This is a genomic window from Streptomyces rimosus (assembly GCF_008704655.1).
Classification (GTDB): Bacteria; Actinomycetota; Actinomycetes; order Streptomycetales; family Streptomycetaceae; genus Streptomyces; species Streptomyces rimosus.
The window spans coordinates 5693877-5708934 of record NZ_CP023688.1; the positions used below are offsets into that span (position 1 = coordinate 5693877).

At 69.0% G+C, this 15058-nt stretch carries 14 protein-coding genes and 1 pseudogene; 6 read left to right on the forward strand and 9 right to left on the reverse strand.

The window, feature by feature from the left end; all coding sequences use genetic code 11:
• Nucleotides 1-39: 39 nt before the first annotated feature.
• Entirely contained in the window at nucleotides 40-1566 is a 1527-nt protein-coding gene (locus CP984_RS24730; RefSeq protein ID WP_003984833.1) for a peptide MFS transporter, read from the reverse strand.
• Between the two features lie 551 nt (nucleotides 1567-2117).
• On the opposite strand from CP984_RS24730, the gene CP984_RS24735 reads away from it, so the two are divergent.
• Together CP984_RS24735 and CP984_RS24740 are read left to right on the forward strand one after the other, a co-directional pair.
• A complete protein-coding gene (locus CP984_RS24735) occupies nucleotides 2118-2798 on the forward strand; it encodes a response regulator transcription factor (protein ID WP_003984832.1) in 681 nt (226 codons plus the stop codon).
• A gap of 59 nt (nucleotides 2799-2857) precedes the next feature.
• Entirely contained in the window at nucleotides 2858-4108 is a 1251-nt protein-coding gene (locus CP984_RS24740) for an ATP-binding protein (RefSeq protein WP_003984831.1), read from the forward strand.
• Between the two features lie 32 nt (nucleotides 4109-4140).
• On the opposite strand, the gene CP984_RS24745 is transcribed toward CP984_RS24740, so the two are convergent.
• Nucleotides 4141-4683 (reverse strand): GtrA family protein, encoded by a 543-nt coding sequence (locus tag CP984_RS24745; RefSeq protein ID WP_003984830.1) that lies wholly within the window; start codon nucleotides 4681-4683, stop codon nucleotides 4141-4143.
• A 138-nt stretch (nucleotides 4684-4821) separates the two neighbouring features.
• A complete protein-coding gene (locus CP984_RS24750; RefSeq protein WP_003984829.1) occupies nucleotides 4822-5259 on the reverse strand; it encodes a protease inhibitor I42 family protein in 438 nt (145 codons plus the stop codon).
• A 95-nt stretch (nucleotides 5260-5354) separates the two neighbouring features.
• On the opposite strand from CP984_RS24750, the gene CP984_RS24755 reads away from it, so the two are divergent.
• From CP984_RS24755 to CP984_RS24765, 3 genes are read left to right on the forward strand one after another with little or no spacing between them, the layout of a single operon-like run.
• On the forward strand, nucleotides 5355-6542 hold the full coding sequence (locus CP984_RS24755; protein ID WP_255304256.1) for a 5-(carboxyamino)imidazole ribonucleotide synthase: 1188 nt from the start codon (nucleotides 5355-5357) through the stop codon (nucleotides 6540-6542).
• On the forward strand, nucleotides 6539-7075 hold the full coding sequence (gene purE, locus CP984_RS24760; protein WP_003984827.1) for a 5-(carboxyamino)imidazole ribonucleotide mutase: 537 nt from the start codon (nucleotides 6539-6541) through the stop codon (nucleotides 7073-7075). The genes CP984_RS24755 and purE overlap by 4 nt, the downstream gene beginning before the upstream one ends.
• Complete coding sequence (locus CP984_RS24765; RefSeq protein ID WP_003984826.1) at nucleotides 7072-8268, forward strand: dipeptidase; 1197 nt, start codon at nucleotides 7072-7074, stop codon at nucleotides 8266-8268. The genes purE and CP984_RS24765 overlap by 4 nt, the downstream gene beginning before the upstream one ends.
• Before the next feature lie 51 nt (nucleotides 8269-8319).
• Here the strand turns inward: CP984_RS24765 and CP984_RS24770 are convergent.
• Both CP984_RS24770 and CP984_RS24775 read right to left on the reverse strand, forming a co-directional pair.
• Nucleotides 8320-10000: pseudogene (locus CP984_RS24770) on the reverse strand (IS1182-like element ISSdi1 family transposase).
• 130 nt (nucleotides 10001-10130) lie between these two features.
• Nucleotides 10131-11471, reverse strand: coding sequence for a UDP-glucose dehydrogenase family protein (locus CP984_RS24775; protein ID WP_003983786.1), 1341 nt, complete (start codon nucleotides 11469-11471; stop codon nucleotides 10131-10133).
• 210 nt (nucleotides 11472-11681) lie between these two features.
• On the opposite strand from CP984_RS24775, the gene CP984_RS24780 reads away from it, so the two are divergent.
• A complete protein-coding gene (locus CP984_RS24780) occupies nucleotides 11682-12854 on the forward strand; it encodes an acyl-CoA dehydrogenase family protein (protein WP_003983785.1) in 1173 nt (390 codons plus the stop codon).
• A 206-nt stretch (nucleotides 12855-13060) separates the two neighbouring features.
• Here the strand turns inward: CP984_RS24780 and CP984_RS24785 are convergent, their stop codons facing one another.
• From CP984_RS24785 to CP984_RS24800, 4 genes are all read right to left on the reverse strand, one after another.
• Entirely contained in the window at nucleotides 13061-13375 is a 315-nt protein-coding gene (locus tag CP984_RS24785; protein WP_129820962.1) for a hypothetical protein, read from the reverse strand.
• Nucleotides 13376-13437: 62 nt separating this feature from the next.
• Entirely contained in the window at nucleotides 13438-14271 is an 834-nt protein-coding gene (locus CP984_RS24790) for a helix-turn-helix domain-containing protein (RefSeq protein WP_030184351.1), read from the reverse strand.
• A complete protein-coding gene (locus tag CP984_RS24795; RefSeq protein WP_003983782.1) occupies nucleotides 14261-14782 on the reverse strand; it encodes a DUF6879 family protein in 522 nt (173 codons plus the stop codon). Before CP984_RS24795 ends, CP984_RS24790 begins: the two co-directional genes overlap by 11 nt.
• Nucleotides 14766-14972 carry a hypothetical protein gene (locus tag CP984_RS24800; RefSeq protein WP_003983781.1) on the reverse strand — a complete coding sequence of 69 codons (207 nt, stop codon included), beginning with the start codon at nucleotides 14970-14972 and terminating at the stop codon, nucleotides 14766-14768. The genes CP984_RS24795 and CP984_RS24800 overlap by 17 nt, the downstream gene beginning before the upstream one ends.
• Between the last annotated feature and the right edge of the window lie 86 nt (nucleotides 14973-15058).

Consider the following 15058-nt stretch of genomic DNA (forward strand, 5'->3'; position numbering starts at 1 on the left):
CGGGGCCCTCGGGGAGTGAAGAGGAAGCAGGGTGCCGCCCTAGTTCACGTCGTTCATCTGACCGTTGATCCGCTTCCGGTTCAGGAAGATGATCACGCCGGCCAGGGTGGCGAGCACCGCTTCGCCTATCAGCACTCCCTTGCCCGAGAGGTCGGCACCGGCCTGCCCCAGGAGGTTGACGACACTGTCGCCGGCGGTGTTGGCGAGGAACCAAACACCCATCATCTGGCTGGCGTACTTCGCCGGGGCCAGCTTCGTGGTCACCGACAGGCCGACCGGGGAGATGCACAGCTCACCGATGGTCTGCATGCAGTAGATGCCGATCAGCCACAGCGGGGTGACCTTCGTACCGTCCGAGGACAGGGTGATCGGCAGCAGGAATATGAAGTAGGACGCACCGATCATCACCATGCCCATGGTGAACTTCGCGGTGGTCTTGGGCTCCTTGCTGCGGTTGGCCAGTGCCACCCACACCGAGGCGAAGACCGGGGCCAGCGCCAGCACCCAGATCGGGTTGACCGACTGCAGCCACGACGAGGGGAAGCTCAGCCCGAAGATGGTGTCCGCGGTGTTCTTCTCGGCGAAGACGTTCAGCGTCGAACCGGCCTGGTCGAAGATCATCCAGAACGCGGCGGCCGCGACGAAGAACCAGACGTAGCTGCTGACCTTGCTCTGCTCGTCGGCCGACAGGTCCTTGTCCCGCTTGATGCGGAGCAGAACCACGAAGGGCACCAGGATGCCGATGATGCCGAGCGGCACCAGCAGCCACTTCTCGTTGAAGTTGCCGGAGAACCCGATGACGGCGTAGAAGACCACGGCGAGGCCGGCCCAGAACAGGCCCTTGCGCAGCCAGCCGTTGCGCTCCTCGGTCGACAGCGGGGTCGGCACCTGGCTGCTCTTCGGGTCCAGGTGCTTGGTGCCGAACAGGAACTGGACCAGGCCCAGCGCCATACCGACCGCCGCGATACCGAAGCCCAGGTGCCAGTTCACGCTCTGGCCGATGCCGCCGATGACCAGCGGGGCGGCCGTGGACCCGATGTTGATGCTCATGTAGAAGACGGTGAAACCACCGTCCCGGCGCTTGTCCGACGGGCCGTTGTAGAGGTGGCCCACCATCGTGGAGATGTTGGACTTCAGCAGACCCGAGCCGAGCGCGACCATCGCCAGGCCGACGAAGAACGTCTGGCCGGGGATCGCGAGCACGACGTGACCGGCGATGACCACGGACGCACCGACGATCACCGTCTTACGGGGGCCCCAGACGCGGTCGCCGAACCAGCCGCCGGGCATGGCGAGCAGGTAGACCATCGCCATGTAGACGGCGTAGATCGACAGGGCGCTGCCCTGGGGAATGCCCAGACCGCCGCCCTGGGAGCCGTCCTTGGCATCAGGACCGCCCGAGATCAGATACAGGACGAGAAGCGCCCGCATCCCGTAGAAGCTGAACCGCTCCCACATCTCGGTCATGAAGAGGGTGGCCAGTCCGCGGGGGTGGCCGAAGAAGGTTTTGCCGTCGCTGGCAGGGTTCCCCTGCGCGGCGGCGTCCTTCGTCAGGCTGGACGCCATGGATTCTTCCTAGGTGTGCTCGGGACGCGTGGGGGAGCCCGCAGCGCGCCCGGGTCGGGCTGACCGGCACCGGCGTCACCTTGCCCGCCCCCTACGTCCTCCGGGGGCCGACGCCACTGGAAGAGGAATCGGCGGAGCAGTCGTGACACCGGGATCCACGCCCCCCGTGTTGCTTGCGCGGTGGACCCGGTCGACAGGTCATTCACTGTGTAGCAGGACCGGCGGTTCCGGCCCCGCACACAACAGGGACCGATGACGTCTCTTGAGAGTCACTGGTCCCGAGGCTGTGCTGCGGACGTTGGGACACCATACGTCCAGCAACCGCACCGGTGGGGCGAGTGAGACAACGGTCACATGTGCAACCGGGAACCGCGAAGGGGGTTGCGGATGCGGCCCGCGTGCGGGCAGGCCAAGATCACCCGACGCCCCCGGCATGTCGCGACCCCGCCGCGTAGCGGCCCCCGTGGCGCCACCCGGAGGACGTTTTCCGGCCACCCGCGGGCGCACCGGGTCCCGCCCGAGGAGGTAAGACATCGGACTACCATCGGCCCATGACCCGTGTACTGCTCGCCGAGGATGACGCGTCCATCTCGGAGCCGCTCGCCCGCGCCCTGCGCCGCGAGGGTTACGAAGTCGAGGTGCGCGAGGACGGCCCCACGGCGCTCGACGCCGGTCTGCAGGGCAACATCGACCTGGTCGTCCTCGACCTGGGTCTGCCCGGCATGGACGGCCTGGAGGTGGCCCGCCGGCTCCGTAACGAAGGCCACTCCTTCCCCATCCTCGTGCTCACCGCCCGCGCCGACGAGGTCGACACCGTCGTCGGCCTGGACGCCGGTGCCGACGACTACGTCACCAAGCCCTTCCGGCTCGCCGAACTGCTCGCCCGTGTCCGGGCCCTGCTGCGCCGCGGTTCGTCCGCCGAGCCGCAGCAGCCGCCCGCGACCCACGGCGTGCGCATCGACGTCGAGTCGCACCGCGCCTGGATGGGCGACGAGGAACTGCAGCTCACGGCGAAGGAGTTCGACCTGCTGCGGGTGCTGGTGCGGGACGCGGGCCGGGTCGTCACCCGTGACCAGCTGATGCGCGAGGTCTGGGACACCACCTGGTGGTCGTCCACGAAGACGCTGGACATGCACATCTCGTGGCTGCGCAAGAAGCTCGGTGACGACGCGGCCAACCCGCGCTACATCGCGACCGTCCGCGGCGTCGGCTTCCGCTTCGAAAAGAGCTGAGAGGCCGCCGCCGGGCGGGAAGAAGTAGAAGAACCAACGCATCCCGCCCGGAGGACACCGTGCGCCGCCGTCTGATCAACTCCACCCTCGCCGTGGTGCTCGTCGTGATCGCCGTCTTCGGTGTGTCGCTGGTCATCGTGGAGACCCGCACCATCCAGTCGGGGGCGCAGGAGAGCGTGGCCTCCGAGGCCGTACGGCTCGTCGGCATCGTGGAGAGCCGGCTGGGCAGCGGCGAGAAGCTGACGCCCGGGATCCTCTCGGAGCAGATCACCGCGAAGCGGTACGCGGAGATCGAGGTGCCCGGCCGGCCGCGCATCCAGGTCGGCTCCCGGCCGGCCGGTGACGTCATCGAGTCCACGCAGCACGGCGACCGCGGCGAACGGGTCACCGTCCAGGAGCCGCGCTCCACGGTCAGCGCCGAGATCGGCCGTACGCTGCTGGTCATCCTGGCCGTCGCGATCCTGGCGATCCTGGCCGCGGTGGTGCTCGCCGTACGCCAGGCCCGCCGGCTGACCGCGCCGCTGACCGACCTCGCGGAGACCGCCGAGCGCCTCGGCTCCGGCGACCCGCGCCCGCGCCACCGCCGCTACGGCGTACAGGAGCTGGACCGGGTCGCGGACGTGCTGGACGCCAGCGCCGAGCGGATCGCGCGGATGCTCACCGCCGAGCGCCGGCTCGCCGCCGACGCCTCCCACCAGCTGCGGACGCCGCTGACCGCGCTGTCCATGCGGCTGGAGGAGATCACCGTCACCGACGACCCGGACACGGTGAAGGAGGAGGCCACCATCGCGCTGGGCCAGGTCGAGCGGCTGACCGACGTCGTCCAGCGGCTGCTGACCAACTCCCGCGACCCGCGCTCCGGCTCCGCCGTCGCCTTCGACCTCGACGAGGTCGTCAAGCAGCAGGTCGAGGAGTGGCGCCCGGCCTACCGCAGCGCGGGCCGGGCCATCGTGCGCTCCGGCAAGAAGGGGCTGCGCGCGGTCGGCACGCCCGGCGCGGTGGCACAGGTGCTCGCCACCTTGATCGAGAACTCGCTGATGCACGGGGACGGCACGGTGGCGCTGCGCACCCGCGTCACCGGCAACCAGGCCGTCGTGGAGGTCACCGACGCCGGCCGGGGCGTACCGCCGGATCTCGGCTCGCGGGTCTTCGAGCGTACGGTCAGTGGCCGGAATTCGACGGGGCTGGGCCTGGCCGTGGCCCGGGACCTCGCGGAGGCGGACGGCGGGCGGCTGGAACTGCTCCAGCAGCATCCGCCGGTGTTCGCGCTGTTCCTGGCCCGCGAGGCGGAGCCGTCGTCAGGGGAGTGAGCGCCGGGCGGGCGTCTCCGTAGCGGCGGGGGCTATTCGCGCGGACGCTCCGCGGCGGCAGCGCTCGCCGCCCGCCGTTCCTGCGCGCTCTCGGCCTCGGCCTCGGCGAGGAAGGACTCCGCCGTCGCCACGGCCTTGCGCGCGGGCAGCGCCCGGAACACCCAGGTGCGGTACGACCAGAAGCGGAACAGCGTGGCCAGGCCGATGCCGAGGAACTTGAAGACGTTGCTCTGCAGCGAGGAGTCCCAGCCGAACCCGTACGTCGCCACGTACAGGACGCCGTTCTCGATCACCAGGCCGACGACGCTGAACAGCAGGAAGAGCGTCAGCTCCTTGGTGCGGCCGTTCTTGTCCCGGTCCCGGTAGGTGAAGTAGCGGTAGCCGAGGTAGTTGGTGCCGGTGGCCACCACGGTGGCGACGATGCTGGCCCGGACGACGGGCAGCTCGGTCAGGTGCCGTACGAGGTTGAACACCACGAAGTTGACGAGGACCCCCGCGCCCCCGACGGCGCCGAACTTCATGAGTTCGCGGGCCAGTGCGTCCAGTCGGGCCCGCAGTGCGCTCCGTTCACTCATAGTGATCGTTCAGCTCCTGGTGGTGGGCGTTCGTGGGCGTCTCGGTGCGGTCGTCAACCTGCATCCCTGCCCGCTCATGCTAACCAGGGGAGGTGTGTGCTGCCTGCCATCCGTGACCGGAGGGGCTCCGGGATTATGTCAGTCCACGGTCACGCGGAACCGTCGTGTCCGGGCGTTCTCGTCCTGCTCGTCGGCCTGCGGGGTGCCGCAGCGGTAGCAGTACCTGAGCGTCACCTCGGTATGTCCGGTCCCGCGGGCCGTGAAATCGACGTAGCGGAAGCCGCCCGAGCCCGCGCGGGCCGGCTCGTCGGCGTCGTAGTGCCCGACGGCTCCTTGCAGTACGGCCGGGTCCGGCCGCGGTGCGGCGAGGACCCACCGGAAGCCGCTGGCCGGGTTGTCCTTGAGGCGGATGGAGAAGCGGGTGCCGGAGGTGACCGAGATCTCCCGCTCGCCCTCCTCGAAGACGACCGGCCCGGTCAGCTGGGTGACCACCGCGTAGACGGCGGCGAGCAGGGCCGCCACGGCGAAGGCGATCCCCGCGGTCCTGGTGCGCCTGGGTATGTCACCGTCGTCCATGCGCTCTCCCCCTCCACGGCGGCGGTGAGCCTACCGCTCGGGTGATCTCCGCACACGGGGAACGGCGAGGGTGGCGCACTTGTGTTCGTACGTTCATCCAAGGGGGCGGCGGTGCGCCACGGCCGTACGGATACCCTGGGGGCGTGACGTTCCCGGTAGTCGGCATGGTCGGCGGCGGCCAGCTCGCCCGTATGACCCACGAGGCGGGCATCCCCCTCGGCATCAGATTCAAGCTCCTCAGCGACACCCCGCAGGACTCGGCGGCCCAGGTGGTCGGTGACGTCGTCATCGGCGATTACCGCGACCTGGACACGCTGCGCGCCTTCGCCCGTGGCTGTGATGTGATCACTTTCGATCACGAGCACGTTCCCACCGAGCATTTGCGGGCCCTGGAGGCCGACGGCATCCCCGTCCGCCCCGGTCCCGACGCGCTGGTGCACGCCCAGGACAAGGGGGTGATGCGCGCGAAGCTGACCGAGATCGGGGCGCCCTGCCCCCGGCACCGCATCGTCGCCGATCCGGCGGATGTGGAGCGGTTCGCGGAGGAGGTGGGCGGCTTCCCGGTCGTCCTGAAGACGGTCCGGGGAGGCTACGACGGCAAGGGCGTATGGGTCGTACGATCCTCCAACGAGGCCGCCGAGCCGTTCCGTGCCGGAGTGCCGGTTCTGGCCGAGGAGAAGGTCTCCTTCGTCCGGGAACTGGCCGCCAACATCGTCCGCTCGCCGCACGGCCAGGCCGTCGCGTACCCGGTCGTGGAGTCCGTCCAGGTCGACGGCGTCTGCGACACGGTGATCGCGCCCGCCCCCGGGCTGTCCGAGGAACTGTCCGGCCAGGCGCAGGAGCTGGCGCTGCGCATCGCGCGGGAGCTGGGCGTGGTGGGCCACCTCGCGGTCGAGCTGTTCGAGACCGCCGACGGCCGCGTCCTGGTCAACGAGCTGGCGATGCGCCCGCACAACTCCGGCCACTGGACCCAGGACGGCGCGATCACCTCGCAGTTCGCCAACCACGTCCGCGCCGTCCTCGACCTCCCGCTCGGCGACCCGCGCCCGCGCGCCAGGTGGACGGTGATGGCCAACGTCCTCGGCGGCGACTATCCCGACATGTATTCCGCGTACCTCCATTGCATGGCACGGGACCCGCAGCTGAAGATCCATATGTACGGAAAGGACGTGAAGCCCGGCCGCAAGGTCGGCCACGTCAACACCTACGGCGACGACCTGGCCGACGTGCGCGAGCGCGCCGCGCACGCCGCCGGCTACTTGCGAGGAACCATCACCGAATGACAGCGAGCACTTCCCCCACGGTCGGCATCGTCATGGGCTCCGACTCCGACTGGCCCGTCATGGAGGCAGCGGCCAAGGCCCTGGACGAGTTCGAGGTCCCCTACGAGGTCGACGTCGTCTCCGCCCACCGCATGCCGCACGAGATGATCGCGTACGGCGAGCAGGCCGCCGGGCGGGGCCTGAAGGCGATCATCGCGGGCGCGGGGGGAGCGGCCCACCTGCCGGGGATGCTCGCGTCGGTCACGCCGCTGCCGGTCATCGGCGTGCCCGTACCCCTGAAGTACCTGGACGGCATGGACTCGCTGCTGTCCATCGTGCAGATGCCGGCCGGTGTGCCGGTCGCCACCGTCTCCGTCGGCGGCGCCCGCAACGCCGGACTGCTCGCCGCCCGGATGCTCGCCGCGCACGACCCGGAGCTGCAGGCCCGGATGCGCGAGTTCCAGCAGCATCTGAACGAGCAGGCCACCGAGAAGGGCAAGCGGCTGCGCAACAAGGTCGCCTCCCCGGCCTTCGGCTTCGGGAGCGGCAAGTGAGCGCGTCCCTGGAGGCGGCCCGCGCGCTGCTCGCCGAGCACCCCGTGGTCGACGGCCACAACGACCTGCCCTGGGCCCTGCGCGAGCAGGTCCGCTACGACCTGGACCGGCGCGATATCGCCGCCGACCAGACCGCCCACCTGCACACCGACATCCCCCGGCTGCGGGCCGGCGGCGTCGGCGCGCAGTTCTGGTCGGTGTACGTACGGTCCGACTACGCGGGCGACCGGGCGGTCACCGCCACCCTCGAACAGATCGACGTGGTGCGGCAGCTGGCCGCGCGCTACCCCGACGACCTGCGCCTGGCGTACACCGCCGACGACATGGAAGCGGCGCGCGCGGACGGCCGGATCGCCTCCCTGATGGGCGCCGAGGGCGGCCACTCGATCGCCAACTCGCTGGCCACCCTGCGCGCGCTGTACGCACTGGGCGTGCGCTACATGACGCTCACCCACAACGACAACATCGACTGGGCGGACTCGGCCACCGACGAGCCGCGCGCGCACGGCCTCACCGCCTTCGGCCGCGAGGTCGTCCGTGAGATGAACCGCCTCGGCATGCTGGTCGACCTCTCGCACGTCTCCGCCGACACCATGCGCGACGCGCTGGACACCAGCACCGCGCCGGTCGTCTTCTCGCACTCCTCCGCCCGCGCGGTCTGCGACCACCCGCGCAACATCCCGGACGACGTGCTGGAGCGGCTGCCCGCCAACGGCGGCGTCGCGATGGCCACCTTCGTGCCGAAGTTCATCCTGCCCGCGGCCGTCGCCTGGACGCTGCGCGCGGACGAGAACATGCGCGCGCACGGCTTCCACCACCTGGACACCACCGCCGAGGCGATGGCCGTGCACCGCGACTTCGAGGCGGCGCACCCGCGCCCGCTCGCCACCGCCGCCACCGTCGCCGACCACCTCGACCACATGCGCGAGGTCGCCGGCATCGACCACATCGGCATCGGCGGCGACTTCGACGGCACGGCCTTCACGCCCGCCGACCTCGCCGATGTCTCCGGCTATCCGAACCTGATCGCCGAACTCCTCGACCGCAAGTGGTCCACGGCCGACCTGGCCAAGCTGACCTGGCAGAACGCGGTCCGCACGCTGCGCGGGGCCGAGGATGTCGCGCGGGGGCTGCGGGCCGGGCGCGGACCGTCCATCGCGACGATCGAGCAGCTCGACGGCCTCGACGGCTGAGCGACGCGCAGAACGCCACGAGGGGCCGGACTCCGCGGAGACGCTGTTGGTTTATTCGGTCCCTGCTTGTGCCCCGTCGAGCGTCATCTCGGCGGGGCACAGTGCTGCGAAGTGGCTGGTGCGGGTGCGGGCTCGGGGTGTGCCGGTGAGGTGGGCGTCGATGCGGGCAAGGTTGATCGCGGCTCCGGTGAGCTGGTGCTGGAGGCTGGTCTTTGTCAGGCCCCGGTAGCGGGATCTGCGCAGGCCGCAGCGCCCGACTGCTTGGGAGATGCTGCCCTCGACCCCGGCACGGATCTTGTAACGGTCCTTCCAGGCATCGGTTTGCTGCTCGGCGCGGCTGTGTCGGATGATCTCGTGTTCCTCCCGGTGACGCAGCATGATCTCCCGGCGCTGGCCGGTAGCCGAGCCCACGCACTCGTGCCGGTGGGGACAGGGGCGACACTCGCTGTGGCGGAACCGCACGCGGATGACCGCGAGGCCCTTGGAGTCCGTGCGCGGATACCACTGGGTCGTGGTGACGCCGCCGGGGCAGGCCACCTGCTGCTGGTCCCAGTCGACGGTGAATGCGTCCAGGCCGTAGGGGCCCGCGGACTGGGCGGACGTGTTGGCAGCCATGGGCCCGTGCAGCGCGACGCCATGCTCGGTGCGGGCGGCCAGGACTTGAGTGGCGGTGGGATAACCGGCATCGACCCAGTGTTCGCCGGGCAGGCAGTCGCGGTCGGCGAGGCCCGCGTGGATCGACTGGCTCATCACGCTGTCCGAGACGGTGGCGACGGTGGTGGCCACGTTCGTGATCAGGTTCGGGGCGTCCGCCTCGCAGATCTCGGTGAGATGGACCTTGTAGCCGTCCCACATGATGTCCCGCTTCACGCTGCCACGGGCCTCGCGGTCATACGGGGTGACCAGGCGCATCATGCCCGGCGGACGGTCTTTTGGGTCCCGCCTGGCCACCTCGCCCTCCACCATGTGGAAGTGCTGGACCCAGACCTGCCGCAGGATCTCCACCTCATCGAGTGCGCGAAGCCGGTGCGGTGCAACGGTGGCGAAGACCTCCTCCAGCAGCCGCATCCCGTCCCTGCCGATCCGCAGGCCCACCTCGTCCCGGCCTGGCACGGCCCTTGGGGAACCGGGACTCCTCGGCCCGGGTCGCGTAGTGCCGGAACCAGTCCGGCTCGGCGGCTTCGGCCAGCCAGCCGGGGGCAGCCTGGGCCAGTGCGTTCAGAGCCGATCGCAGCGTCTCCGCGACCAGCTCCAGCCAGTTCAGCTGCCGTGCCGAGGACAAGATGTGCGTGGAGTCGGTGCGGGCCCGGCCCGCGCTCTTGAGCAGCCCCTTCTCGCGGGCTGCCACCAGCACACCGTCCATGACCCGGCGCCCTCCATCGGCCCCGGCCAGCCGGTCCCTGAACTCCGACAGCACCGAGAAGTCGAAGCCGGGATCGCCCAGTTCCAGCCCGAGGGCGTACTTGAAGTCGATCCGCGCCCGCACCGCTTCCGCGGCCTGGCGGTCGGTCAGCCCGTCCACGAACTGGAGCACCGACACCAGCGCCAGACCGGCCGGAGACCAGGCAGGCCGGCCTCGTGAGGCGAACAGATCCGCGAAGTCCTCGTCCCGGAACATCGGCCCCAGCTCGTCCCGGACCCGGATCGCCAGGCTTCCCTTCGCAAACGCCGCCCGGGCCACCCGCACCGTCTCCGCCGGAATCTCCCCCGGCCCACTCGGACGCATCGACATCGACACCCACCCCACACAACAACGTCGGTCTCCACGACCACAACCGGATCGTGGAGACCGACGTCACGCGAGGGACCGAATAAACCAACAGCGTCTCCGCGGAGTCCGGCCCCTCGTGTACGCGTGTCCGCTACGCCTGCGGACGTCCCAGCGCCCGGTACGTCCAGCCCGCCTTGCGCCACAGCTCCGGGTCGAGCGCGTTGCGCCCGTCCAGGATGCGGGGGCTGGCCACCACCTCGGCCAGCGCGGCCGGGTCCAGCTCACGGAACTCCCGCCACTCGGTCAGGTGCAGCACCACATCGGCGCCGCGCACCGCCTCCAGCGCGGTGTCCGCGTACCCGAGCGTCGGGAACACGCGTGCGGCGTTCGCCATGCCCTTGGGGTCGTACACGGTCACCTGGGCGCCCTGGAGGTGGATCTGCCCGGCGACGTTGAGCGCGGGGGAGTCCCGTACGTCGTCCGAATCCGGCTTGAAAGTGGCGCCGAGGACGGCGACCCGGGTACCGAGGAAGGAGCCGCCGACCGCCTCCCGGGTCAGCTCGACCATGTGACCGCGGCGCCGCATGTTGATCGAGTCGACCTCGCGCAGGAACGTCAGCGCCTGGTCGGCGCCCAGCTCGCCGGCGCGCGCCATGAACGCCCGGATGTCCTTGGGCAGGCAGCCGCCGCCGAAGCCGATGCCGGCCCGCAGGAACTTCTTGCCGATCCGCTCGTCGTGGCCGATCGCCTCGGCCAGCTTCACCACGTCGCCGCCGGCCGCCTCGCACACCTCCGCCATCGCGTTAATGAACGAGATCTTGGTGGCCAGGAAGGAGTTGGCGGAGGTCTTGACCAGCTCGGCGGTGGGGAAGTCGGCCACGACGAACGGTGAACCCTCGGCCATCGGCTTCGCGTACACCTCCCGCAGCACCTCCTCGGCCCGCCCGCCGTCGACACCGATCACGATCCGGTCCGGGTGCAGGGTGTCCTGCACGGCGAAGCCCTCGCGCAGGAACTCCGGGTTCCAGGCCAGCTCCACGTCCTCGCCGGCCGGCGCCAGCTCGGCGATCCGCTCGGCCAGCCGCGCCGCGCTGCCCACCGGGACGGTCGACTTGCCGACCACCAGCGCGGGGCGCCGCAGCAGCGGGGCCAGCGAATCGACGGCCGACTCGACGTACGACATGTCACAGGCGTACTCGCCGTGCTTCTGCGGCGTGTTGACGCACAGGAAGTGCACGTCACCGAAGTCCGCCAGCTCTTCCCAGGAAGTGGTGAAGCGCAGCCGGCCGCTGGCGCCCTCGATGCCGGCGACGTGCGCCCGCAGCAGTTCCTCCAGGCCCGGCTCGAACATCGGGGTCTCGCCCCGCTCCAGCATCTCGATCTTCGCCGGATCGATGTCCAGGCCCATCACCTCGAATCCGAGCTCCGCCATGGCCGCGGCATGCGTCGCGCCGAGGTAGCCGGTGCCGATCACGGTGATCTTCAGGGCCATGGGTGCTCCAGGTGCATACGGGGAGGTCTGAGCAGCCCGAGCATAGTCCGGCCCGTGTATGGGGCAGCCGGCCCGGTGGCCGGGACCAGACGGTCGGCTGTCGGCAACCTCACGTATCCCGCGTGTCCTGGCGCCCCTAGAATTCGGGTGACTCATCGAGTTACTTAACGGTAGTTAGCACTCAGGCAGCTCTCAGGGGAGTGAGAAACGTTGGCGGGAACCGCTGATTTCGATCTGTACCGGACGTCCGAGGAGCACGACATGCTCCGCGAGTCGGTGCGCTCGCTCGCCGAGGCGAAGATCGCGCCGTTCGCCGCCGAGGTGGACGAGCAGGCCCGCTTCCCGCAGGAGGCCCGGGACGCGCTGACCCTCAACGACCTGCACGCCGTGCACGTACCCGAGGCGTACGGCGGCGCCGGGGCGGACGCGCTGGCCACCGTCATCGTCATCGAGGAGGTCGCCCGGGTCTGCGCCTCCTCCTCGCTGATCCCCGCCGTCAACAAGCTCGGCTCCCTCCCGGTCATCCTCTCCGGCTCCGAGGAGCTGAAGAAGAAGTACCTGGGTCCGCTCGCCAAGGGCGACGCGATGTTCTCGTACTGCCTGAGCGAGCCGGACGCGGGCTCCGACGCCGCCGGCATGAAGACCAAGGCCGTACGCGACGGCGACCACTACGTCCTTAACGGCGTCAAGCGCTGGATCACCAACGCCGGCGTCAGCGAGTACTACACGGTCATGGCCGTGACCGACCCCGAGAAGCGTTCCAAGGGCATCAGCGCCTTCGTCGTGGAGAAGTCCGACCCGGGCGTCTCCTTCGGCGCCCCGGAGAAGAAGCTCGGCATCAAGGGCTCCCCGACCCGCGAGGTCTACCTCGACAACGTCCGCATCCCCGCCGACCGCATGATCGGCGCCGAGGGCACCGGCTTCGCCACCGCCATGAAGACCCTGGACCACACCCGCATCACCATCGCGGCCCAGGCCCTCGGCATCGCCCAGGGCGCTCTCGACTACGCCAAGGGCTACGTCCAGGAGCGCAAGCAGTTCGGCAAGCCGATCGGCGACTTCCAGGGCGTCCAGTTCATGCTCGCCGACATGGCCATGAAGCTGGAGGCCGCCCGCCAGCTCACCTACGCGGCCGCCGCCCGCTCCGAACGCATCTCCGCCGGCGGCAAGCCCGAAGACCTCACCTTCTTCGGCGCCGCCGCCAAGTGCTACGCCTCCGACGCCGCCATGGAAATCACCACCGACGCCGTCCAGCTCCTCGGCGGCTACGGCTACACCCGCGACTACCCGCTGGAGCGGATGATGCGGGACGCGAAGATCACCCAGATTTACGAAGGGACGAATCAGGTGCAGCGGATTGTTATGGCTCGGAATCTGCCGTAACGCGGTTCCGCCGGACTGGAGGAACGCCCTGGCCCTGTTGGGCCGGGGCGTTCGAGGTGGAAGCCGTGGAATACCAGCGCTCGGCGAGCCGCTTCCCTGCGGTGTCATCGGCACAGGCCGGAGCCGGCGGAGGGCGCAGGACCCGCCGTCCGGATGCGTGTCGCCTCCGCACGCCTTGAAGAACTCGGCGCCGTCGACCGGCAGGCTCAGAATCGGCGCTGGTCCGGCTTCGGAACATACAGAACTCCAGGGGCAAGAACGGTCGCGGATTCCCGCAGCAATTCGTGCAGCATCGACCTGGGATTGTCACGCAAAGCCCTGACCAGCCCGTCGATCAGCAAAGCCGCCTCGGACGGCAGCAGAATCATGTCCGTGTCTGCCATATGCCGGCCGTTCTTCGTCAGCCACATCGGGACACGAATGTTCCCGTCCTCGTCCCGGTACGAATGACGGCTCGGAATGGGGTCGATCCGCCAATCCGGCGGGGTTTTCCGGCTGCGATTCCTCGGTGCGGTCGGCATGGGTACATCGTCGACCGTTCAGCCTGAGATCTCCAGCGTTATTCGCGTTGTCAGGTAGAAGATCATGAGCGGTATTGGGTGCTCCAGGAGGAGAGGAGGTCTCTGGCTTCTTCTCCGAAGGAGGCATACCCCTCGTATACGGCGAAGTCATTCAGGTACGCGGAGATGTCGCGATGATCCCGGAAAACCATCGCTCCGGTCGATGTCTCCACCGTTGCTACTCGTGTGTCGTACACCGTGAACGTATTGAGGGGAGCGAGGGGCATGTGGCCGCTGAGCGGAATCACGCCAAGACGTACGTTCGGCAGGCGGCTGACCGAGGCCAAATGATCGAGCTGTATGGCCATGGCTGAGCCTTGGAGGTAGGGCCACCTGGTGGCCTGCTCTGTCAGAATGAAGGTGAACCGCTTGGCCGTATCGTGAAGAACTGCCTGGCGCTCAAGCTTCTTCGCGATGGCCTTGCTGTGGTCTCCGGGGATGTGGGCCAGGCTCGCTCTCACATATTCCGGGGTAGCCAGTAGGCCCGTCACCATGGACAGCAGGAAGTACCGGAAAACGGTTGACGACCGCTCGAACCCGGCCAGTTCGTTCTGTTTCTTCTCCAGGCCCGTCCGACGCTGCGACCACACGTCTTGCCATTCCGTGTTGGCCGTTCGGGCGAGGGAGGCCACGCGGGCCGCGAGCGAGGAGGGCGCGTCCAGCGCTCTGAGGATCAGCTCGACATCGACAAGGCTCGGCGTGATCTTCTCGCCCTCGATGTTGCTGATTTTGGTCTGAGACATGTTGACGCGCTGAGCGAGCCGGACCTGTGTACGGCCGGCTCGCTTGCGCAGTGTCCGCAATGTCTCCGCCAGATCGGCCTTCGACCGGTCCAGCTCTCCTGGTTCAAACGTCAAGGCCCTTCACATATTCCTCGAAGGGCACCGACTCGGCCAGGGCGATGCGCTGATACTCGATGTACGGGCTCACGTCGCCCTCGTACACCTCCCGGCTGATCTGCGTTCCGTCCGGCTCGTAATGCATGAGCACGACTTCCGCCTTGTCGAACATCCAGAAGTCCTGGACTCCGTTCAGGGGGTTGGCGCGATCGGTGACGTCCATGATGCGGATGTCTTCACCGGCCCACACATGCGGTCGGTAGTACATGAACTCGTACCGGAGATATTCCGAGAGCGGGCGGGTGACGATGTGCACGCGCCCCTTCGTCTTTCCCTCTCTGCGGACTCGCTTCAGATCCTCGGTGTAGTCGTTCGAGTGTGTGCGCGGGTCGATGCGGTCGCCTGCCTGGAAGGCCCGTACCCCTTCCGCTTCATGCGGGACGTTGTATGCGGGCAGTGTCTCGAGCCGCCATGCCTCCGACTGGAAGTCACGGAACTTGGCCCGCCATGCCTCACCATCCAAGAGCACGGAAAGCCTCCCTGAGAACATGCTCGGGGATTTCCACCAGTGCCTCACCCTCCGGGGGAGTGAAGGCGTGGGACACGTCGCCCTGGACGACAATGGAGCCGCCGACGGTCAGATACAGGTTGGGGCAGTCGTTCTGGCTGCACTCGCCGTTCCCGTTACCGGTCAAGCGGGTCAGTTCCTCGCGCACCATGCTGAACCCCCTGGTCCGGCAGCCCGGTTGGCTGCCGACCATGACGGTACGGAGTCCGGCCCAGGCCGTCCACGGAAGAGCACCGA